The 21068-nt window shown below is 40.0% G+C and carries 16 protein-coding genes and 1 riboswitch; of the genes, 11 read left to right on the top strand and 5 right to left on the bottom strand.

Features of this window, described 5'->3' with window-relative positions; genetic code table 11:
• Nucleotides 1-2: 2 nt before the first annotated feature.
• Nucleotides 3-629 carry an orotate phosphoribosyltransferase gene (gene pyrE, locus ACYVQZ_RS06260; RefSeq protein ID WP_461240550.1) on the top strand — a complete coding sequence of 209 codons (627 nt, stop codon included), beginning with the start codon at nucleotides 3-5 and terminating at the stop codon, nucleotides 627-629.
• A 106-nt stretch (nucleotides 630-735) separates the two neighbouring features.
• Nucleotides 736-1077: a hypothetical protein gene (locus ACYVQZ_RS06255; protein ID WP_461240549.1), complete on the top strand. Its 342-nt coding sequence runs from the start codon at nucleotides 736-738 to the stop codon at nucleotides 1075-1077.
• An 86-nt stretch (nucleotides 1078-1163) separates the two neighbouring features.
• Here the strand turns inward: ACYVQZ_RS06255 and ACYVQZ_RS06250 are convergent, their stop codons facing one another.
• Nucleotides 1164-1568: a hypothetical protein gene (locus ACYVQZ_RS06250; protein WP_461240548.1), complete on the bottom strand. Its 405-nt coding sequence runs from the start codon at nucleotides 1566-1568 to the stop codon at nucleotides 1164-1166.
• Nucleotides 1569-1724: 156 nt separating this feature from the next.
• Between ACYVQZ_RS06250 and ACYVQZ_RS06245 the strand changes: the two genes are divergently transcribed.
• Together ACYVQZ_RS06245 and asp1 are read left to right on the top strand one after the other, a co-directional pair.
• Nucleotides 1725-3251 carry a glycosyltransferase gene (locus tag ACYVQZ_RS06245; protein ID WP_461240547.1) on the top strand — a complete coding sequence of 509 codons (1527 nt, stop codon included), beginning with the start codon at nucleotides 1725-1727 and terminating at the stop codon, nucleotides 3249-3251.
• A 20-nt stretch (nucleotides 3252-3271) separates the two neighbouring features.
• Complete coding sequence (gene asp1 / locus ACYVQZ_RS06240; RefSeq protein ID WP_461240546.1) at nucleotides 3272-4771, top strand: accessory Sec system glycosyltransferase Asp1; 1500 nt, start codon at nucleotides 3272-3274, stop codon at nucleotides 4769-4771.
• Between the two features lie 49 nt (nucleotides 4772-4820).
• On the opposite strand, the gene ACYVQZ_RS06235 is transcribed toward asp1, so the two are convergent.
• From ACYVQZ_RS06235 to ACYVQZ_RS06220, 4 genes are all read right to left on the bottom strand, one after another.
• A complete protein-coding gene (locus ACYVQZ_RS06235) occupies nucleotides 4821-10232 on the bottom strand; it encodes a MucBP domain-containing protein (protein ID WP_461240545.1) in 5412 nt (1803 codons plus the stop codon).
• Nucleotides 10181-11092, bottom strand: coding sequence for a lectin-like domain-containing protein (locus ACYVQZ_RS06230; protein WP_461240544.1), 912 nt, complete (start codon nucleotides 11090-11092; stop codon nucleotides 10181-10183). Before ACYVQZ_RS06230 ends, ACYVQZ_RS06235 begins: the two co-directional genes overlap by 52 nt.
• A gap of 290 nt (nucleotides 11093-11382) precedes the next feature.
• Nucleotides 11383-12783, bottom strand: a complete 1401-nt coding sequence (rlmD, locus tag ACYVQZ_RS06225; RefSeq protein ID WP_461240543.1) for a 23S rRNA (uracil(1939)-C(5))-methyltransferase RlmD — start codon at nucleotides 12781-12783, stop codon at nucleotides 11383-11385.
• Between the two features lie 100 nt (nucleotides 12784-12883).
• Nucleotides 12884-13735 (bottom strand): aldo/keto reductase, encoded by an 852-nt coding sequence (locus tag ACYVQZ_RS06220; RefSeq protein WP_461240542.1) that lies wholly within the window; start codon nucleotides 13733-13735, stop codon nucleotides 12884-12886.
• A gap of 100 nt (nucleotides 13736-13835) precedes the next feature.
• Nucleotides 13836-13942: riboswitch (TPP riboswitch) on the top strand.
• A 188-nt stretch (nucleotides 13943-14130) separates the two neighbouring features.
• On the opposite strand from ACYVQZ_RS06220, the gene thiM reads away from it, so the two are divergent.
• The 7 genes from thiM (at nucleotide 14131) to ACYVQZ_RS06185 (ending at nucleotide 21065) form a co-directional block, all read left to right on the top strand.
• Complete coding sequence (gene thiM, locus ACYVQZ_RS06215) at nucleotides 14131-14925, top strand: hydroxyethylthiazole kinase (RefSeq protein ID WP_461240569.1); 795 nt, start codon at nucleotides 14131-14133, stop codon at nucleotides 14923-14925.
• The gene (gene thiD, locus ACYVQZ_RS06210; protein ID WP_461240541.1) at nucleotides 14925-15746 is read left to right on the top strand and encodes a bifunctional hydroxymethylpyrimidine kinase/phosphomethylpyrimidine kinase; all 822 of its coding nucleotides are present in this window, start codon (nucleotides 14925-14927) and stop codon (nucleotides 15744-15746) included. The genes thiM and thiD overlap by 1 nt, the downstream gene beginning before the upstream one ends.
• Complete coding sequence (gene thiE, locus ACYVQZ_RS06205; protein ID WP_461240540.1) at nucleotides 15736-16374, top strand: thiamine phosphate synthase; 639 nt, start codon at nucleotides 15736-15738, stop codon at nucleotides 16372-16374. The genes thiD and thiE overlap by 11 nt, the downstream gene beginning before the upstream one ends.
• Nucleotides 16375-16417: 43 nt before the next feature.
• The gene (locus tag ACYVQZ_RS06200) at nucleotides 16418-16846 is read left to right on the top strand and encodes an OsmC family protein (RefSeq protein ID WP_461240539.1); all 429 of its coding nucleotides are present in this window, start codon (nucleotides 16418-16420) and stop codon (nucleotides 16844-16846) included.
• A gap of 165 nt (nucleotides 16847-17011) precedes the next feature.
• The gene (locus tag ACYVQZ_RS06195) at nucleotides 17012-19000 is read left to right on the top strand and encodes an ABC transporter ATP-binding protein/permease (RefSeq protein WP_461240538.1); all 1989 of its coding nucleotides are present in this window, start codon (nucleotides 17012-17014) and stop codon (nucleotides 18998-19000) included.
• A gap of 299 nt (nucleotides 19001-19299) precedes the next feature.
• A complete protein-coding gene (locus ACYVQZ_RS06190; protein WP_461240537.1) occupies nucleotides 19300-19713 on the top strand; it encodes an Ohr family peroxiredoxin in 414 nt (137 codons plus the stop codon).
• A gap of 419 nt (nucleotides 19714-20132) precedes the next feature.
• Nucleotides 20133-21065, top strand: coding sequence for a phosphate/phosphite/phosphonate ABC transporter substrate-binding protein (locus ACYVQZ_RS06185; protein WP_461240536.1), 933 nt, complete (start codon nucleotides 20133-20135; stop codon nucleotides 21063-21065).
• Nucleotides 21066-21068 lie beyond the last annotated feature (3 nt).

Raw genomic sequence — 21068 nt, 5'->3', positions numbered from 1 at the left:
ACATGTCAATCTCAGAAACGGTTGCGCAACAATTATTAGATATTCAGGCGGTATCATTACGACCCAACCAACCTTTTACCTGGGCAAGTGGCATTCAAAGCCCAATCTACTGTGATAATCGGCTGACGATTTCATATCCCAAGGTTCGTGAACAAATTTGTGTGGGACTGGTTGATATTGTGAAAACCAATTATCCGCAAACACAAGTGATTGCAGGTACCGCAACTGCTGGAATCCCCCATGCTGCGTGGTTAGCACAAGCACTCGCTTTACCGATGATTTATGTCCGCAGTAAACCAAAAGATCATGGTCAAGGTCGGCAAATTGAAGGCGTGATGCAACCAGGTCAAAAAGTATTAGTGATTGATGATCTCATTTCTACCGGTGGTAGTGTTTTAAAAGCAGTTGAAGCGGTGAAAAAAGAAGGTGGGGATGTCGTTGGCGTGGCCTCGATTTTCTCATACCAACTAGCTGATGCTGAAACGAATTTTGTGCAAGCAGGATTATCGTTTAAGTCAGTCACCAATTATGGAGAACTGATCAACGTCGCCAAGACACAAAATCTGATTGATGATGACGAACTGGCATCCTTAAAGAAGTGGCGCGAGGCACCACGAGAGTGGGCCTAGACACACCCAAACTAAATCAATGATTAGTTGACGCTATCAAATGTATTTGTTATGCTTCCATTAAGAAATGATTATGGTCGTGCTTTGTGGGAGGAGGCTAATCATAATGATCAATCAACTTGTAGTTATAAATTCGATGATGGTGGGGTTAAATCAGAGTTCCATCACTGGATCAGCCATGATTGATACTTTTTTGGATAACTTATTTTTCAAACGCGTTCAGGCAAAATTAAACAATGAAAATATTCAATTAATTCAGTTTGATCGCTTTGAAGATGATCTAGATTTTCAACCAGACCGTTGTTATTTAATTAATGCTAACTTGCTAAAGGTTACTGATATTACCCATCGTGAGGGTGTTCAGTTTGTCCCTTGTGAAACAGGAGATATTTTTTCGAGTAAGGCGTTAAAACGAGTGCTCAATCTTGTTCAAGATAAAATGAAATAGAAAAAAATTCTGCAAGCGTTGTTTAGCTGCAGAATTTTTATTTAGGGTTGATTTTTAATTGTGCTCTTTAAAGTGATTCAACTAACTTAGCCTTTCCAGTACCGGCTTTCTGTTAATAATTGTTTAGAATGTTCATCTGCAGGTTTGTAACCGAGATTAAACAAATGTCTAAAATACATTAGGTTGTAGATTAAGCCAAAAACAATTGCTGGCAAAGGCAATGCAATTTGTAAGCCGAGCATTGAAATACCCATAGCGTAAATCAAATCAAAAATGATGATTAAAGCACAGTTATACCAATCACCACGCATCATGGCTGGAATTGGGCCGAACCATAACGTGGTCCATGAAACACCAACTTTGGCTGCCCGGACTTGACCGTTGTCTGGATTGACAACTGTAGCGAAGTTTGGCGGGAGCGGTAAATTGGAGAATGGATTTTGATTATTCGGATCATTTTGATCGTTTTTATTTTGAAATGGATCTTGCATAGAGTCCATATCCTCCTTTTGCTTGTTGGTTTATCATAACATATTGCAGTCCTTAAAATGAATTTAAATCCCTGCCAGTTGCTGAAAAAAATATCAATTACTAGTATGATATATCTAATATCACAACAAATACATTAATTTATCAGGAGAGCCTGCATGTTTTATTTTTTAAACGATAGTATTCAAACAAATAATTCAGGAATTGAACACGCTCAAATCAAGCGGTTAAATCTCTTCAAACAATATCAAGTACCGGCACAAATTGTTACCAGACAATACGACAACAATATGCACGACACCACGCGCAAACTTGGTATTGATGATCAAGATATTTTAAATTTATACGACTATTTTCAAGAAGTGACCCAAATTGAAGACCGTAAAGTTTACATTCAGGATTTGCACTTAGATCCTAGTTGGAAACGCGAGACAGACGGTTTTAATTACTATTTCAGTGTGAATAAACAACGTGTCGCCTACGTTCGTCGCTATTCTGAAAATGACAAACGGGTGATGAATATTCAGTATTTCGATCATTTTGGCAAACTTCTCAAAGTTCGTTGGTTCGATTGCCGTGGATTTGCCTCAGTGGAACAAATTTATGGTTGGGATGACAAGATTAGTGTCGAAAATTATCTACGTCCAGATGGCAGTATTGCTATCCAAAAGAGTCGTTTGAATGATCGTCTTAATCGCGATATTGAGAATTACCATTTGTTTAATTTTCAAGGACAAGACTATCAGTTTACGAGCTTTGATCAGTTAACCACCTTTTTTTACGATCAAATCGTTGCTAATCAACAGGCAACAGAGGATAAACAAATTGCATTAATTGTCGATCGTGCAAATGAGCTTGCATGGTCTGTGTTGCATATGCAACAGCATGTCTTTCGAGCAATTCAATTACATAACAATCATGCTAATGATGCCAATGATATGCTACATTCATCGTTAAATTATAACTATGAATATGCTTTAAAGAATATCAATCAGTGGGACGCCGTGATTTGTTTAACGACACAGCAAACGGCTGATTTTAATGAGCGATTTGCTCAAACTGGTATTCAGGTTTATCAAATTCCAGGTCCGATTGCCCCCCAAGCACAACTCGAAAAACCACATGTCGCATTTGAAAAACGGACACCATACAAGGTGGTCGTGGTAGCTCGGTTGGCGCCAGAAAAACAACAAAAATATTTAATTGAGGCCTGGCCACAAGTGATTAAAGCATTGCCTGATGCAGATTTGGATTTATGGGGCTATGAAATGGGAGAAACTGGCGATGAGTTACGTCAACAAGTAAAGGAGCTTGGTGTGAAAAAATCGGTACATTTTAAAGGCTACACCAGTGATGTGAATACAATTTATGACCAAACTCAGCTACTTGTACTGCCTAGTCGAGCGGAAGGACTGCCACTAACGCTGGTTGAGGCACAATCACACGGTGTGCCAATTGTGGCAAACGATATTAAATACGGCCCAGCAGACGTGGTGATTGATCATGTTGATGGTATATTAACGCAAAATGAAGATATTGATGGTCTCGCAAAAGCGATTATTGAATTGCTTAGTGATCAAAAACAACTAGCCAATTATAGTGAACACGCCTATGAAGATAGTCAACGTTTCTCAGAAGCAAACGTCATGAAGAAATGGCAAACTTTGATTGACGATGTGAAATAATAAAGAAAGGAGGAAGCGCAATGTTTTATTTTGTAAATCAATACTTTATGGCTAGAAATTCAAGCGTTGAACATGCCGAAATTAAACGATTACAGCTCTTTAAAAAATTTAGAGAACCAGCTAAATTGTTGACGTTTAATTTTGATCCAGTGCTGCCACAAACGGCCGCAAAATTTGATGTTGAATCGACGCAATTTGTGAATTTATTTGATTTTTTCCGCGGCACGGTCGATTACGTTGGTCAACCGCTGAAAGTTGATGACATGCCATTTCCAGCTAGTTACCAAATCACCAGTGGCAACAGTATTAGAGATATCACAGATGGCGATTTATTAATTGGCAAAATTTATTTCATCATTGGCACTGTAGCTCAAATTGGTGAAATCAGTTATTTTGATCGGGCAGGAAACTTAACCTTAAAAAGTCAGTATGATATTCGTGGGTTTAAAGCATCTGATGGGTTTTACGACAAACAAGGTCATCTGATTTATGAGACCTTGTATAAACCGGATGGTACGCGTTTTATGGAACGTTACTATGTTGCTTCTGTGGACCAGACGTCAATTAATTCTTTGAACCGATTAATTGATTATCGTGGTAAAGACTACTATTTTGACACAATTGAAGAATTACAAACTTTTTTTCTTGATCAGCTGAATCAACAAACTGATGAGCCTGCTATCTTCGTATCAGATCGTCCAGCCCAAACAAATGGCCCAATGATGGCGATGACCTCTCACGCTCAAAAATATCTCTGGGTACCATTTAATCATCTACAAAATCCAAATGACATTAACAGTCCCATCAATGATTTATATCAGGGACCATTTAGTGATGAAGGGCAAACACACTATGATGGTGTGATTGTGATGGCCCAACGCCAAGCTGCCGACCTTAAACAGCGAGTGCCAAAATTAAACGTGCAAATCATCTCTGGTGCAGTCAGTGACAACGTTGATAAACCTGTGAAAATGGCTGCCCGTACCCCCCACAAACTACTATTGGTAAGCCGCTTAGATTTTGATAAAAATATCGATCAGGCGCTGTTAGCTTTTAAACAGATTCGGCAAACGGTTCAAGATGCGACGCTAGATATCTGGGGCTACGGTGGTGAAGAAACTGTCAATCAATTCAAACAACAAGTCATTGATTTAAAACTTGATGAACCAGGGGTTGTTAATTTTAAAGATTACCAACCACAAATTGGACACATTTATGACGAAGCTCAGTTATTAATTGATACTAGCCAATCAGATGGACAGCCCTTAGCCATGCAAGAAGCTTTGAGTCACGGCGTCCCGGTTGTAAGTTTTGATTATCGGTATGGTCCGAATGAGCTGATTGAAGAGGAACAAAATGGTTATTTAGTTGGTAGCAGTGCTGATGAATTAGCCAAAAAAAGTATTAGTCTTCTTAACGATGCACAAAAATTACAATCATTTAGCGATGCAGCTTACGAGTTAAGCAAACGCTATGATGCAGAAACTATTTTCCAACAGTGGTTAACACTAAAAGCATAAAAAAATAACGCTTAGTCAATTGACTGAGCGTTATTTTCTTGGTTAATGACTATTTTTTCTTACGAATGGGACCGAATTTACCAAGGGTGATCAAGCTTAGTAAACTACTTAAACCAAGCATGATGGCACCGAAGAGCCTTAATTGACTTTGTGTTTCTGCTTCAGCTGTCTTTGGTAAAGTCGTACTTGAACTAGTGGTAACTTCTAATGGCTTAGAATCCACATTCGTTGGTAACTTAGTTATGTTTTGATCTGAAGGTGTTCCTGTTTGCGAACCACCACCTGGAGTTGTTGGTGTTTCAGGATCAACCGGTGTTTCTGGGTCTACTGGTTCTTCTGGATCCACAGGTTCTTCAGGATCAACTGGTGTCTGTGCTTCATATGTCACAACCAAGGTTTGATCGAGACTATCAGGATTAACTAGCTGATCAGTAATCTGGGTTAAATCGTTACTTGGATCTGTAGTACTGATCACCTTGAACCCATCAATAGTTGGATTTGCAATCGCTGTGAATGTCGCACTAGTTGCATTAATCCATTCTTTGCCAGGGTTACCGTCGTTATCAATGGTTGGATTAGCGTGTTGCCCCATTTGATAGTAAACGGTTTGTGTTTCTTCGAGTGGATTATTGACTACGAGGAAGGTAATCGTGCGACTTTGGTCTTTAGCTGCTACGTTGTGAGTACTCATCGCATTGCCTTTGGTATCAACATACTTGATTGTTTGGTTAATTTGGTTCGTAAAGGCTGAGTAATCAGGGCCATAGTGAATGACGAATGTCCGACTGTTGCAAGTTGTGGTGTAAGTTTGTGCTGGCACAGTCGTTAAGATTCTCGCTTGACCTAAATCAGCATCATCTGGGAAGTCAACAGTGTTAACCCGTAGCTTATCAACTTGATGATGGGCCACTGCATCGACTTGAACACGATCGCCAACTTGCCATTCTGAATTTGGTTGACCAAATTCATCGATTTCGGCACTGTCTGCTGCATCCAGTTTGTGGAAGTAATTTGATTCGCCAGTTACTGGGTTGAAGACAGTTAAGAATGATACTGTTTGGTAGTAGTCGCTCGCATATGGATCATGATTCGTCATTGATTCACCAGTATGGTCGAGATAGCGAATCACTTGTTCCACGCTGTGTAATTCGGCTTGATAGTTTGGACCATAAACAACGGTAATTAATGAATCTTCAGAATCAGTATTAACTGGGTTTGCGAATACGCCAGTTAGATCTGCGTTTGTACTATCTACGGATGTTACTACATAGTTTTTGATATTTGGGTGATCAATGGCATCAAAGTTGGTTTCATCCATTAAAGCCCAATCACCCATTGGAACACCTAAATCATCAAGTTCTGGTTGTTCATGAGTACTACTGCTTAAATAAGTGTGATCTGTGTTGTCAGCCGGATTATGGATCGTGATGAATGAGATTGATTGTTGGTTGTCTGGTTCACCAACAGATTCACCAGCTTGGTTACGATACTGAATCGTTTGGGTCACGGTATTGAATTCAGAAACTGTGTAAGCTGGTTTGTAGTAGACACCCTCATATTGATGTCCAAAACCAGCTGTGGCATCTACACTAGAAACGGCGGTTAGATCTCCGTCACTTGAATAGTAAACAACATAATTAGGAATATCGGGATGAGCTACTGAATCAAATGTGTAGAAATCACTGTTATTCCAGTCACCTTCTGGGATACCGTCATCATTAATTACTATCGCATCATGTTGACCAATCTTATTGTATTGCGTTGTTTGATCTGTAACCGGATTGTAGATACTAAGAAATGCTGCTTCTTCAAAGTTAGAACCGTAATTCTCTACACTAGCCGGATTTTGAAGGTAGTAATCAATAGTTCGTGAGATAGAACGCATGTCAGTTACTTGGTAGTTCGGCACATAGATGACAAACATTGTATGATCATCGTCAGTAATTGAAACATTTCTGTCAAACGTCTGTGTTAGATCGCTGTTTATGCCATCAGAAATGTACTTGATGAGATATCTAGCATCGGTTGGATGAGGAACGGCACTGAACTTGGCATCTTCGTTCATGAGTGACCAACTGCCCACTGGTGTACCATCATTATTTAAAGTTGGTGACTCTACAGTGCCAATTTGGTAATAAGTGATGTCTTCATTTGAATCTGGGTTGTGAACTGTGGTGAAGGAAACTGATTGCAGATCATCATCAAATCCAATTTCATCACCGTTTTGATCGACGTACTTAATCGTTTGGTTGACTACCTTGTGTTCGGAAACTTCATAGTTTGGTGCATAAATAACTTTGAACTCGATTATGGTAACTTGATTGTCAGCATCAAAAGTTGCCGGTAGAGCAAATGTGGTTTCTAGATCAGATTGATCAGTATTAGTGGTATGAATAACGTGAAGATTTTCAACAGTTGGATGTGGTATTTCACGTAGATTCGTCATATTTCCAATTTGCCAATTACCATCAGGTTGTCCGCTATTATCGATATTAGGAAAATTTGAATCAACGTCGTTAAAATAATAGGAGTTACTATCATTCACTGGATTATGAATTTCAATGAAGTGTACAGGGTCAACGGCCATATTTGCGACTCGAGTACCATCTTCAGTTTCATAATGAACAACTCGTCCAGTGGCTGATACTTTACTGATGTAATATGCTGGTGCATAGGTGATGACGATTTCCTTATCGCTATCAGTCATGCTAACAGCCTTATAGTAAACGGATAGTAAATCACTGTTTTCTGGATCTGAAGTATTAACAACTTTATAACGTGAGTCAAACGGATGCGGTACGGTGAGAAATACTGAGTTTGCATCCATTAGTGCCCAACCATCTCCTGGAACGCCGGAGGCATCTAGTGATGGTTCGCCATGGGTACCGATCTTGTAATAAGTGACGATTTCATTAGTATCTGGATTAGTTACAGAGATAAATGATACTGATTGAAGATTATCATTAAAGCCAATGCGATCGCCATTTTGATCGACGTATTTGATTGTTTGGTTGACTGTCTTGTGTTCTGTAACGCTATAAGCTGGAGCATAGACAATTGTTGCAGCAACTAACTTGGACCCGCCGGGATTGTTAATCGGATCAAATGAGACTGGATATAAGAACGTCTTTTCAAGATCAGTGATGCCGGCATTGTCCGTTGAGATTACGCGGTAGTTGTCAACAGAAGGATGCGGAACTTCAATTAAATCGAACGTGTTTCCTTCAGTCCAGTTCCCGGTTGGTCGACCATGATCATCTAAAACAATCGGTGCGTATTCATCAGTATTGTAATAACCGATTGAATTTTCCGTGACTGGATTATACACGGACACAAATCTGACAGAGTCTTTTAGAGATGGCTTAACAGGTGTGCCATCTTGTGTTTCGTAATTAACCTGGCGAGCGACACTCATTTGTCGACCTACTTGATAGTCAGGTGCATAAGTGATGACAATTTCGTGATCGCTATCAGCCATACTAATATTACGTGCAAATACTTCTTCTAAGTTACTGTTTTCTGTATCAGAAGTACTAATGATCTTGTATCTCGAATCAGTTGGATGTGGTACAGTGACAAATGTTGAATTGTCATCCATCAGTGTCCAAGCACCTACCGGGATACCGGATTCATCTAAGGTCGGTTCCTCAAAATCACCAATTTGATAATAAGTGAGTGGATTTTCAGGATCTTTCACGCTTGCTACAGTGACAAAAGTAAGAGCTTGTTCATTAGCATCAAACCCAATTTCGTCACCTTGTTGATCAACGTATTTAACGGTTTGATTCACCACATTATGATCAGCAACTGCATATGATTGGTCATAGGTAATGACAATGTTAATTACAGTTGGTGTGTTTGCTGGATCAAAGAAAAACCGATACTGAAAGATACCATTTAAGTCCGAATATTCTGGGTTGCTTGTTGAAATCACTGTGTAATTAGAGATAACTGGGTGTGACCAAGCTGACGAATTTGCACTATAGCCAGTGAACCAGTTTCCTTTTGGAGTACCATTATCATTTAAAATAGGGATTGGATGTGCACCAAAAGCAAAGAAGTATTCAGGTGTGCCTGTGGCAGGGTTATTAACTTCAACGAAAGTAATAGCCAGGTTGTTCGGAGGGAATATACTTGTACCATCTGTATTTACATAACTAATGTTTCTCTTAGTAACGGATATGCCACTGACTGAATAGTTCGGTGCATATGTCACAATAATCTTGGAATTACCAGATTCCTTAGATACGGTTTGTGCATTAACGTTAGTCAAATCACCAGCTAATTCATCAGAGATTGTGATAACATGGTAATTTGTCACATCTGGATGAGGAACACTGGTGTAGCTAGCGGTATCAGACAAGTACCATTCTTCACCAACAGGGACGCCTGAGCTATCTAATTCTGGCACGTTTTGCATACCAAGTGCATAGTAGACAGTACCTGAATCGTTGTCTCCTTTGGTTGGATCGATAACCGTCACAAATGAAATTTCTTGAATATCCGGAGTAGTATCAGGAAGTGCGGCGCCTGATTGATCTACGTATTCAATCACACGTTCAGCATGGTCTACTACCCAAGAATAATTGATACCGTAATAAACATTAATTGTTGAATTTTCATCATCAACTGAAACCGGTGTGCTCACAACTTCAGTTAGGTTTTCTGGTGTTTGTGAAGTGGAAACAACATGATAATTTGTTACGTTAGCATGTGGCCAGCTCTTGTAAGCAGCTTGCTCTGTCGTCACGGCCGTCCATCCAGCTGGTGGATTTCCTTGTGAATCTAACTCAGGAACTTCTGTAGCGCCAGCTAGGTAGTAAGTAATCGGATTTTTATCGTTTTCTTTAACAGTTACAAAACCAATCGTTTGGACATTAGATTTTGCTAATTTGTTTGAATGATCGTTAACATCAAGATAGTTAATAGTTTGACTAACTGTCTTGAATTCTGACGTATAGTTTACTTTCTCGTAAACGTAAATTACAGTACCGTTGTCACCAATATCAGTTAGAGTACCTTCTGTAGGGATGCTACCTTCACCCATGCCAACATAGCGGTAGCCAGGAATTTCAAGTTTATTTGTTGAATATTTACTACCAATGCTTTCGCCATCCGAATACGAAGGCTTACTTGCTTCAATTAAGTCCGCTGGCAATTCGATATCTTCATTATTTTGATCAACATAGCGGACGTTAACTGTTGACGCAGCCGTATATTCAAATGAGTCAAATTGGAATTCTTGGCGAGTAGCTCCCCAACCAGTTGAAGCTGAGACAATCATAGCCATCGCTGATTGACCGGCATCAACTGTTTTTGTCCACACATATTTCTTATTCTTTTTAATATCAAGCGTAATGGTCAAAACATGGTTAACGTATTCAATTGTGAAATCATGGAAGCTACCATCTAGAATGTTAGATTGTAAATTTTCAACACTATCAGCATCTGCATATGCCAATAAACATTGCGACCATTGATCAACTCAGGTGTTTTATTAGTGTAGGCAAAGGCGCCATATGGTGTGTGATTAGTTGGATCTGCAGCCCAACCGTATGAATCCTTGCTGCCAGTATTCGTTGGTTGTTGTTCTACATTATGGAAGGTGTCTAATTTAAAACCAATGGCACCTACTAAGCCACCAATTCCGAGATTTCCGCCATCTTCACCAATATCTGTGGTGTTTCCTTCATGGAAGGCAAACCCAATTCCATCAGCGATTTTATTAATGACTGCTTTAGAATTACCAATATTTACTTTACCCTTTAAAGTAAAGTCTTCATCCATATTGATTTTTTCTTTCAGTGAGAAGTTACCCACTTGATTTTGCTTGTTTTCAGTGATGGTAATAATGCCTGAATCAGCATCATATTGGGCACTACCATTCAAATTAAAATAATCTGCAAAGTTTTCTCTAGTCACTTGAGTATAATTTTTATTATTCTTTTGGATCACATTTGCTGCCGCCACTTTAGGAGCAGCGCTAGTTGCAACACTAGTCGTTGGCGCTGCGCTAGAAGCTGTGATTGGTGCAGTTGATTGAGGTGTTTCAATTGCAGCTGGCGCTTCAACTTCTGCCACAGTGGAAGAATCAACTACAGAAACAGCACTACTGGTTAATTCAGTAGCTGGTTCAACAACGTCGGCAGCACTAGATACAGGCAATGTTTGTTCAGTAGTTACTGCTGTATCATCTGCATGAGCAGAAGTTAATGTGTAACCGCTTGCAAGACTAAATGTACCAACGGCAATGGCTGCCACGGCCCATTTCTTGCCAATCTTATACATCTTGTAATGCACTTTCGTTTCGTTTGTCTTCATGATAGATACCTCCAGTTTTTTTATTGCTAGAAAAATGGAATTCAATAAGATAAAAGAAATGTTTGTATTAAGGCAAATCTTATCTTTATATTTTCATGATAAACTTTAGGAAAAATTAATGCAATCAATAACCTATATATAATTTATACAATTAAATCGCACAAGGCTAAATAAAATAAGCTTTTATTTATCGATATTAATGATGATAAAAATCGTAAATCTCTTTGACAGCAATAAAAAAGCAGATTTCTGTTTTAAAAGAAATCTGCTTAATAAAAATATGAAAATGATTATTTAATAAGCTCTAACTTAACAACAACTTCACATTTTGCTGTTTGTGGCATCATATCAACGGGTTGCATGAACACAACTTGATAGTCGTTCGTCAATGTGACGAGGTCTCGAGCTAATGTTGAAGGGTTGCAAGAGACATAGACAAATTTAGACGGGCGGACGTCTAAAATACTATTAATTAAAGCCTTATCCAAACCAGTGCGTGGCGGATCCACCACTAGTGCGTCAACAAAGAAACCATCATCGGTCCAAATTGGAAAGAGTTTTTCGGCACTACCGACTTCATAGGTAGCGTTTGTGATGTGATTTAATCGGGCATTTTGGTTAGCATCATCGACGGCATCTGCGATGACTTCCATCCCCCGGACCTCTTTAACTTGGTTTGCAAGCGACAGACCGATAGTACCAATCCCAGCATACGCATCAACAAGATTATCTGCTGAATCAAGTTCCAATGCGTCAGCCGTTTCTTGATACAAAACTTCAGTTTGCCGAGGATTAAGTTGCAAGAAGGCACGGGCTGACAAACGAAAATCTAACCCTGAAATCTGTTCGGTAATGGCATCTTCTCCAGCGAGGGGCATCATTTGATCTCCCCAGATTAAAGATTGTTTACCCGGATTAACATTTTGCATGACAGACACTACTTCAGGTAATTCAGTCATGATGAACTCTAGAAGTTCATGTTTTTTTGGCAGTTTCGTTGAATTGGTAATAAATGTGACTTGTACTTGACCGGTGTGACGTGCCACGCGCACCACGATGGTTTTTAAAATACCAGAATTATGGTGTTCGTCATAAATTGGAATTTCTAATGCTTCAATTTTGGCAACTAGTGCACGCATAACTTTCATTGTCTCAGGCATCTGCACACTGCAGGTTTCGAGATCAACTAAGTCGTGCGTGCCAGTTTTATAAAGTCCGGCAGCAACATGGCCATTAATCATCCGGATTTGAAATTGAGCTTTATTTCGATAAGCATAAGGATCATTCATTCCTAGTGTTTGTCGAATGTCATAGTGGCGATAGCCCCGTGGTTTAAATTTTTCGAGTGCTTGAACGACGACATCGCGTTTGAATTTGAGTTGTTTTGGATAACTCAGATGCTCCAGTTCAAAGCCACCAACTTCACTTGCATATGCATCACGTGGTGTAACCCGATCGGGACTTTCAGTTCGAATTTGGTGAATTTTAGCCCGCAAAAACTTAGGGGCACTTTCAGTTACTTCAGCAACAATCACTTCGCCAACCAGTGCATAGGGGACAAAGCAAATCTTGTGTTTGAAATAGCCGATACCTTCGCCGTTGATTCCTAAACGTTTGATGGTGAGTGGAAAACGAGTATCAACTGGGACATCGATGGATGGAGCCTGTTTAAATTTTGATTGTTTAGTCATTTAAAATATCCTATCTGTATAAAATCATCGGCTATCATTATGGCATAGTTAGCGGCAAAAAGAAAAGAAGATGTGCATCACATCTTCTACTATAGTAAGGTTAGAAATTTTGAACATCGGGGTCATTTGCTAAACCGGCAACACCACGAAGGCCATCAATGACCTTCATATCGTCAGCGCTTAAAGCAAAATCGAATAAGTCGGTATTTTCTTCAATGCGATTAGCATGGACCGATTTTGGTAATGGCAAGAAACCATGTTGTAATGACCAACGTAAGACAACTTGTGCTACGGTTTTGTCATACTTTTGGGCCATTTCTTTTAATTCTGGCACAGAGAAGATTTTACCAGTACCGAGTGGACTGTAAGCTTCATTGAAAATATTATATTTGGCATTTGCTTCAGTTACTTCTGGTTGTAAATCACTTGGGTTTAAGAAGTTTTGGTTCACAGCCGGGGTGACAGTTGCAGTTTTCATCAAAGCTTCCAAATGCTTAGGACGGAAGTTAGAAATTCCAATGGCACGGGTTTTACCTGCTTTTAAGGCTTCTTCCATGGCTCGCCAAGTTTCGGCATTCAATTCTTCCCAATGATCACGGGTATCCACAGGACTTGGCCAATGGATTAAGTAGAGGTCAACGTAATCAGTACCCAGACTAGTCAATGATTTATCGAGGGCTTTTTTCGTATTTTCATAGCCGTGGTCAGGATTCCAAAGTTTGGTGGTCAAAAAGATGTCATGACGGTTAAGACCGCTATCTTTAATCCCTTTCCCAACACTTTCTTCATTACCATATGCTGTCGCAGTATCGATATGGCGATAACCACTTGCAAGAGCGATTTTAACGGAATCATAGGCAACTTTGCCGCTCGGAGTTTGCCAAGTTCCAAAACCAACAACTGGAATTTTAACGCCATTATTTAATGTGTAAGTATCAGCAATATCTTGCATAATTTTCCCTCCAAATTGGTTATTACAGGACCATTCTAACACACCACCTCATAACAGCCATTGAATTTAACTTATGAATCAAGTATTATAAAACCAATTAAATACACACTAGGGGTGTCTTATAAAAGACTGAGACACGTTAATCAAACGTGATCCCTTTGAACCTGTGAAGTTGGTACTTGCGAAGGAAAGTGTAATGCGAAGAGCGTCGTTTAGCTCTGAAAAATCATCACCCAAAAAGGATGCTCACAGGTTTTGTGAGTGTCCTTTTTGGGTGATGATTTTTTTGAGTTGACGCAATGAGCCAGAGTGTGGAGAGCAACGGGTTGCTCGGAACACGTTTCAGCCATAAAAATAAGGAAGAAAAACCACCTAAAAACGAAAGGACCCAAACCATGAAAATCAACCTACTAACAACCCTAAGAACCCAAAACCCAATCGTTTTCAACATCTCAAACTTCGTCACAGTCCAAGACGTCGCCAACGGCATCAACGCGATCGGTGCCTCACCCATCATGTCCGAGGAAGTCAAAGAAGCAGAAGAAATGGTCAAAATCAGTTCAGCAGTCGTCATCAACCTGGGTGCATTCACAATCCCACAACTAGAGCAAATTAAAGTTGTCGGCCAATTAGCTAAACAATATCACAAACCACTCATCATTGATCCAGTTGCAGTGGGAGCCGTCCAATTCCGCCTCCAAGCTGCCAATCAATTATTAACCGATTTTCAACCAGACATCATCCGTGGCAACGCAGGTGAAATTGCCGCATTAGCCGGAATTGACTGGGCCGCCAAGGGCATCGATGCCGGTTCGGGATCTGGTGATCTCGTTGAAGTTGCCAAAAAATGTGCCCAAGTGCGTAACTGTGTTGTTATTTTAAGCGGGGAAACTGACATTATTACCGACGGTACCCAAGCTACGAAAGTTTATAATGGCACATCATTATTTCAATTACACGTCGGTTCTGGAGACATGCTCTCTAGTATTGTTGGTGCTTTTAGTGCAGTAACAACTGACTTTTATGAAGCGGCACAAACGGCGTGTGCAGTCTTTGCGACAACTGGACAATTAGTGGCAGAGCAGTTAGATCAACCACGCCCGGGTACTTTTGCAATTCAACTCATGGATGAATTAAACTTAGTGACAGAAAAACAAATTGAAGGTAAGTTATCAACGGAGGAAGTCTAATGACGAAACAATATCCACAGGCCTTGTCGATTGCCGGTTCTGATAGCGGTGGCGGCGCGGGGATGCAAGCTGATTTAAAGACGATTCAGGAACGACATGTCTTTGCAACTACAGTGTTAGTTGCGATCACAGCTCAAAATACTTTAGGAGTAGCGGATTTTATGGCACTCCCACCCAAAATTATTGATGAACAGTTTGCGTCACTTGATGAAGATTTAGATATCAAAGCCTGTAAAACGGGAATGCTAGCCGATGTGACAAGGGTAAAAACGGTGGTGGAAAACCTTAAACGTTATGATTTTGGTCCATTAACCGTGGATCCGGTGATGATTGCAAAAGGCGGTGCACCATTGTTAAGCGAAGATGCAGTTAGTGTGGTAGCCAATGAACTCTTGCCACTCGCCACGATTGTGACCCCCAATCTGCCAGAAGCGGAAAAATTAGCGCAAATGACCATTAAAGATGAAGCAGACATGGAAACTGCAGCCAAAAAGCTACAAGCCATGGGAACGAAAAACGTGATGGTTAAAGGTGGCCACTTTATTGAGGAAGGACAAAGTAGTGACTTTGTCTTACTTGAAAATGGTACTTCGTTTTGGTTGAGTGCGCCACGTGTAGCCACGGAAAATACTCACGGTACCGGCGACACATTATCAGCTTGCATTACGGCCCAACTTGCGAAAGGTGATTCAATCGAGCAAGCTATTCGCATGGGTAAAAGCTATGTTGATGCAACGATTCGCAATGGTATTCAGGTTGGACATGGACACGGGCCACTGAATCACTGGGCCTATCGCGAGGTGGAAGCAGATGAAATTTAATGCAGAAATGTTAAAAGCTTACTTGGTCGGCGGTACCCAAGATTTGGGTGACCCAAGTGCATTTTTGCCCAAGATTGAAGCGTTAATGAAGGCGGGCATTACAGCATTTCAATTGCGTGAAAAAGGCACTTCACGTCTTAATGAAGATGAGCGTTATGAGTTGGCCTTGCAATGCAAACAACTGACCACGAAATATCAGATCCCGTTAATTATTGACGACGATTTTCCGCTTGCTATTAAGATTCAAGCGGATGGTGTCCACGTTGGCCAAAAAGATCGTCGAGTTGAAGCCGTCATTGATGCAGTAGGTGACGATATGTTTGTTGGCTATTCATGTAACACGGCAGCAGAAATTCGGGTAGCTAATCAATTGCCACAAGTTGCTTACGTTGGCAGTGGACCGATTTATCCGACAAATTCTAAGGCCGATGCTGATCCAGCAATTGGGACGACAGGGCTAAAAAATTTATTAGAAGTCAGCGATAAGCCAATTGTAGCGATTGGTGGTATCACAGAAAAAAATGTTCCTGACGTCCTGGCCACTGGTGTTAGTGGGATTTCATCAATTTCAATGTTTTTAAATAGTGCCAATATTGAAAAAACGATGCAAATCGTATTGAATCAGTAGGAACTGGTAGTAAACTAGGGGCAAACTAGAAAAGGGGATACTTATGTCACTACTTGATAAAGTTTTATACCATACAGAAGTTGAAAATGATGCTGGATTACCAGGAGTTTCATATGTTGGTAATCAAGAGGGGATGAGTCTGGGTGTCAGTAGCCCGCTCAAACCGGATGCAGGGACAAATCCGGAACAACTGGTTGGCTTAGCACTCGCAACTTGTTTAAATGCGACACTCCAAGCACTGGAAAAACGAGAAGGTCTAGAACACAAAAGTAAGGTCCGCGTTGGTATTGATATGATGCACGACACTCATGGGTATCAATTCAAATTAGATGCCCAAGTGCTGATTCCAGATCAAACACCTGAAAATGCCCAACGAATGCTAGATATTGCAGAAACACGTTGTCCAGTAGCTAAGTTGTTACACGGTAGTGACAACGTCAATGTGCACATCGTGGATGAGTTTAAATTTTAATTTATCAATAAATTAGTTGAAATTGTTAATGCAGTGGTGTAATTTACCGAGTGTGGTAAATGCCCATTAATTGCGGTTAATAAAAAAGGCAATCACAAATGTGTGACTGTCTTTTTTAGGCTTTACACCGACGAAGCTGAACTTGCTGACAAAAAGGAGAGCTCTATGGCATATTTAGAACTACATGACATTCATAAGTCATATTACTTAGGCAAAGAAGAATTTCCAGTGTTAAACGGAATTGACTTTGAGTTGGAACGCGGCGAATTTGTTTCAATTTTAGGTGAATCCGGTGGCGGAAAATCAACCTTAATGAACATTATTGGCGGTCTTGATCGTAACTTTACCGGCCAAGTTAAAGTTGATGGACATGTGCTCGATCATACAAAAGAAAAACAACTTGATGATTACCGACGCGGCACGATTGGCTATATTTATCAATCGTATAATCTGATTAGCCATTTAAACATCGTCGATAATATTTTAGTGTCACTTGATATGACGAAATTATCAAGCAGTGAACGTAAAGAACGGGCTATTCAGTTGTTAAAACAAGTTGGTTTAGGCGACCAATTGAAAAAGCACCCGAACCAATTGTCCGGTGGGCAAAAACAACGAGTGGCAATTGCCCGTGCATTAGCAAGTGATCCAGAAATTATCATCGCAGATGAACCAACTGGAGCACTAGATTCTCAAAATACGGCAGAAGTATTGGAAATGCTGGCCCAGATTGCGGCCCAAGGTAAATTAGTGATTGCCGTTACCCATTCACAGGACGTGGCGAACTACGGAACGCGGATTATTCATTTATCTGACGGTGTGTTAGATGGTGATACGCGCTTGAAACCAGCCTACCCGATGCCAGAAAATCAAGTTAAGCAGCTAGAACCCAAACCATTATCGTCAGCTGCCAGTTATAATAACGCCTTTAAGCATTTAAAATACAACTTCTGGCGTAATTCCTTGATTATGCTGGGAACGGCTATTGGGTTGTTTGCGGTGCTCTTATTTAGTGGTCTGGGTAATGGGGTCAACGGCTTCATCCAAGATCAAATTAATTCAATGGTGAATCCGCGCTCGATTACGGTATTGAAAAATCCAACTGGTAAAAATATTAGTACGGCGCAATTACAAGAGTCGATGCAAAAGTATTCAAGCCAACCTGATAAATTATTGATTAAAGATAAACAAGTCAATAAACTCAAGAAAATTAAGCATGTTTCTCAAGTTGAAGCAGCCTATCAGTTAAGCAACTATACGTTGACGTACAAGAAGAACAACACAAACGGCAGCAGTTTCCAAACCTGGACCAAGGCGTTTGCTAGTGACACGATTTCAGTTGGTCATGCACCAAAAGATAATGAAGTCGTGATTAGTAAAGCACAAGCAACTGCTTTAACTGGAAGCAAGAATTACAAAGCGTTATTAGGCAAAAAAATCACCTTCTCGATTCCATGGATTAACAAGGATAATCAGCCTGTTCAAATGAAGAAAACGTTGAAGGTCTCAGGCTTTACTAAAGGGGGCCAAAACGCTTCTGTACCAGCATCAACTAACTATGCCACGATGCATAAGTTGATGAAGGACTCTAAAGCCATCACTGATGCGAACTATGTTTCTGTGAATGTGGATAAAGCTAGCAATGTGAAGAGTGTTGCCAAAGATATCAAAGCGACAAAACAAGGTGATAAGTATATTTTCGGTGCCATCACAGTCGGTGACATTTTGGATACGGTTAACCAATACGTCCAAATTGCCTCAATCGTCTTATCATCCATCGCCGGCATTTCATTACTTGTGTCAGCATTAATGATCATCGTGACAATGTACATGTCAGTATCCGAACGGACTAAAGAAATCGGTATTTTACGTGCACTAGGTGAACGTAAAAAAGACATTCGCCGTTTATTCACGGCCGAATCAATCCTAATTGGTCTATTCTCAGCAGCCTTGTCACTAGTGATTGCCTACGTCGCCAGCTTTGGCTTGAACAAGGTCTTATACGGCATTGTGAAATACAATATGGTCCAAATTACATGGGGCAACGTCATCAGCACCATCATCATCGCATTAGCAATCTCATTCATCGCGGCCTTACTACCAGCAAGAAGAGCGTCGAGGTTGAATCCGATTGATGCATTGTCGGCAGATTAGAGTGTGGAGAGCAACGGGTTGCTTCTGAGGATTAACAGACTTTAAGTGAAATCCCTGAACTTGGGATTTTGCTTAAAGTCTGTTAACCGGAAGAAGCAGTTGCTCGGAACACGTTTCGGCAATAAAAAAGTAAAGGTGCTAACCGGAAGGTGCAGCTTTCCGGAGCACGTTCCAACAACAAAAATTCAAAAAACCATCCACCCAAAAAAGGGCCCAGGATGGTTTTTTAATCAAAAACATATCGTACACGATATAAAAATGTTATACTTAACCTGAAACCAAGAAATGGAGGAATCAAAATGTCAAAAAAGTTGTATTCTAACAAGATGATTAACCAAGGTGGCCGTAGTGGTGAGGTTAAATCACCAGACGATAAACTACATTTCCAAATCACAGATCCGGGTAAAGGCGGCACGAACCCGGAAGAATTATTCGCAGCTGGCTACGCTTCATGTTTTAACGGTGCAATGGAAATTGCATTAGCTGAAGCGCAAATCGAAGCTAAACACATTGTCAGTGCTGAAGTAACGTTATTAACAGATGGCCCAGCTGATTTCCATATCGCGGTTGATCTGAAATGCCATATTGATGGTCTAACAGATGCTGAACAAAACCAAATCATGGAAGCAACTGATCAAATTTGTCCTTACTCAAAAGCAACTCGTGGTAATATTGAAGTTAATTTAGGAATCGACAACAGTCTAACGTTCTAACATAAATCAATAACTCGTAAGTTAAAGACCAAATTTAACTTACGGGTTTTTTTTGTCCTAAAAATTAAAAATCCATTAAATTGGTATACATAAAAATATTAATTAAAGCAAGCTTAAACATAGCTATATAAAGCTATTTTGGTATAAACATAAAAATTAAAATTTAAATTGGTATTTGTGAAAGCGTTTTATATGTGGTAAGTTAAACATCGGAATATTCTTAACAAGCATAATTTGTTTTTATTTTGGGGAATGTGTGGGCAAAACACAGGTAAAAACGAATTATTTTTGCCAAATGTTAATCGATTAGCAAGAAAATTAATAAAATACAGATATTAATGTGGAATTTTATTGAAAATGTTCGTATTCTGTACTATATTAAATTTGTAGCATAAATTAAATACAAGGGGAGATCATTCATGAGGTTTATGAAGCGACTTACTGCTGGGCTAGCAGTCGTTTTATCTGCAGCAGTGTTAGTAGGCTGTGGTAAAAGTTCTAGCAGTAAAGGTGGAGACTATGCACCGAAGAAGTTAACGGTTCAATTCGTACCATCATCAAATGCCAATACGATTGAAGCAAAGGCTAAGCCACTGGAAGGATTACTAAGCAAGCAATTGGGGATTCCGGTCAAGGTCAGTGTTTCAACTAACTACAACACTATTGTTGAAGCAATGGGTTCTAAGAAAGTTGATGTTGGTTTCCTACCACCTGACGCTTATGTATTAGCGCATAAACAATATGGGTCAAAAGTGTTATTACAAGCAACACGTTTTGGCTATAAAGAACCAAATGACCAACAAACCAAGCAAAAAGTGAAGAGCTACAAAGCTCAAATCTTAGTTCGTAAGGACAGTAACATTAAGAGTATCAAGGACTTAAAGGGTAAGAAAATTGCCGTTCAAGATACTACTTCAACAGCCGGTTGGGTTTATCCAGCAGTTGAATTGTTGAAGAAGGGGATCAACGTCAATAAAGACGGTATTAAGACCGTGCAAGTGAAAGGACATGACCAAGGAGTAATGTCAGTTTACAACGGTGATACTGATGCAGCCTTTGTTTTCCAAGGTGCCCGGACAATCGTTCAAAAAGATGCGCCTGATGTGATGAGTAAAGTTGTCCCAATTTATACTACGAAGGCTATTCCAAACGATACAATTACGGTTCGTGGTGACATGAGTCCTAAGTGGCAAAAGAAAGTTTCTAAGGCATTTAAAGATGTTGCCAAAACTAAAAAAGGTCACAAGATTATCTCGTCAGTCTATACGCATGAAGGATATGTTGATTCTAAAGACAGTAACTTCAACATCATCCGGAAATACGATAAGATTGCACAAAAATTAGATAAATAAGTT

Source organism: Paucilactobacillus salsurae (genome assembly GCF_054784995.1).
The sequence above is the reverse complement of the archived record's forward strand: the minus strand, read 5'-3'. Positions and strand labels throughout refer to the sequence as shown.

Excerpts from the sequence above, each read along its gene's own strand:
- thiM (WP_461240569.1), top strand. The coding sequence starts at position 14,131 with ATGAAAATCAACCTACTAACAACCCTAAGAACCCAAAACCCAATCGTT.
- ACYVQZ_RS06250 (WP_461240548.1), bottom strand. The coding sequence starts at position 1,568 with ATGCAAGATCCATTTCAAAATAAAAACGATCAAAATGATCCGAATAAT.
- thiD (WP_461240541.1), top strand. The coding sequence starts at position 14,925 with ATGACGAAACAATATCCACAGGCCTTGTCGATTGCCGGTTCTGATAGC.
- rlmD (WP_461240543.1), bottom strand. The coding sequence starts at position 12,783 with ATGACTAAACAATCAAAATTTAAACAGGCTCCATCCATCGATGTCCCA.
- ACYVQZ_RS06185 (WP_461240536.1), top strand. The coding sequence starts at position 20,133 with ATGAGGTTTATGAAGCGACTTACTGCTGGGCTAGCAGTCGTTTTATCT.
- ACYVQZ_RS06255 (WP_461240549.1), top strand. The coding sequence starts at position 736 with ATGATCAATCAACTTGTAGTTATAAATTCGATGATGGTGGGGTTAAAT.
- thiE (WP_461240540.1), top strand. The coding sequence starts at position 15,736 with ATGAAATTTAATGCAGAAATGTTAAAAGCTTACTTGGTCGGCGGTACC.
- ACYVQZ_RS06195 (WP_461240538.1), top strand. The coding sequence starts at position 17,012 with ATGGCATATTTAGAACTACATGACATTCATAAGTCATATTACTTAGGC.
- ACYVQZ_RS06230 (WP_461240544.1), bottom strand. The coding sequence starts at position 11,092 with ATGAAGACAAACGAAACGAAAGTGCATTACAAGATGTATAAGATTGGC.
- ACYVQZ_RS06220 (WP_461240542.1), bottom strand. The coding sequence starts at position 13,735 with ATGCAAGATATTGCTGATACTTACACATTAAATAATGGCGTTAAAATT.
- pyrE (WP_461240550.1), top strand. The coding sequence starts at position 3 with ATGTCAATCTCAGAAACGGTTGCGCAACAATTATTAGATATTCAGGCG.
- asp1 (WP_461240546.1), top strand. The coding sequence starts at position 3,272 with ATGTTTTATTTTGTAAATCAATACTTTATGGCTAGAAATTCAAGCGTT.
- ACYVQZ_RS06200 (WP_461240539.1), top strand. The coding sequence starts at position 16,418 with ATGTCACTACTTGATAAAGTTTTATACCATACAGAAGTTGAAAATGAT.
- ACYVQZ_RS06190 (WP_461240537.1), top strand. The coding sequence starts at position 19,300 with ATGTCAAAAAAGTTGTATTCTAACAAGATGATTAACCAAGGTGGCCGT.
- ACYVQZ_RS06245 (WP_461240547.1), top strand. The coding sequence starts at position 1,725 with ATGTTTTATTTTTTAAACGATAGTATTCAAACAAATAATTCAGGAATT.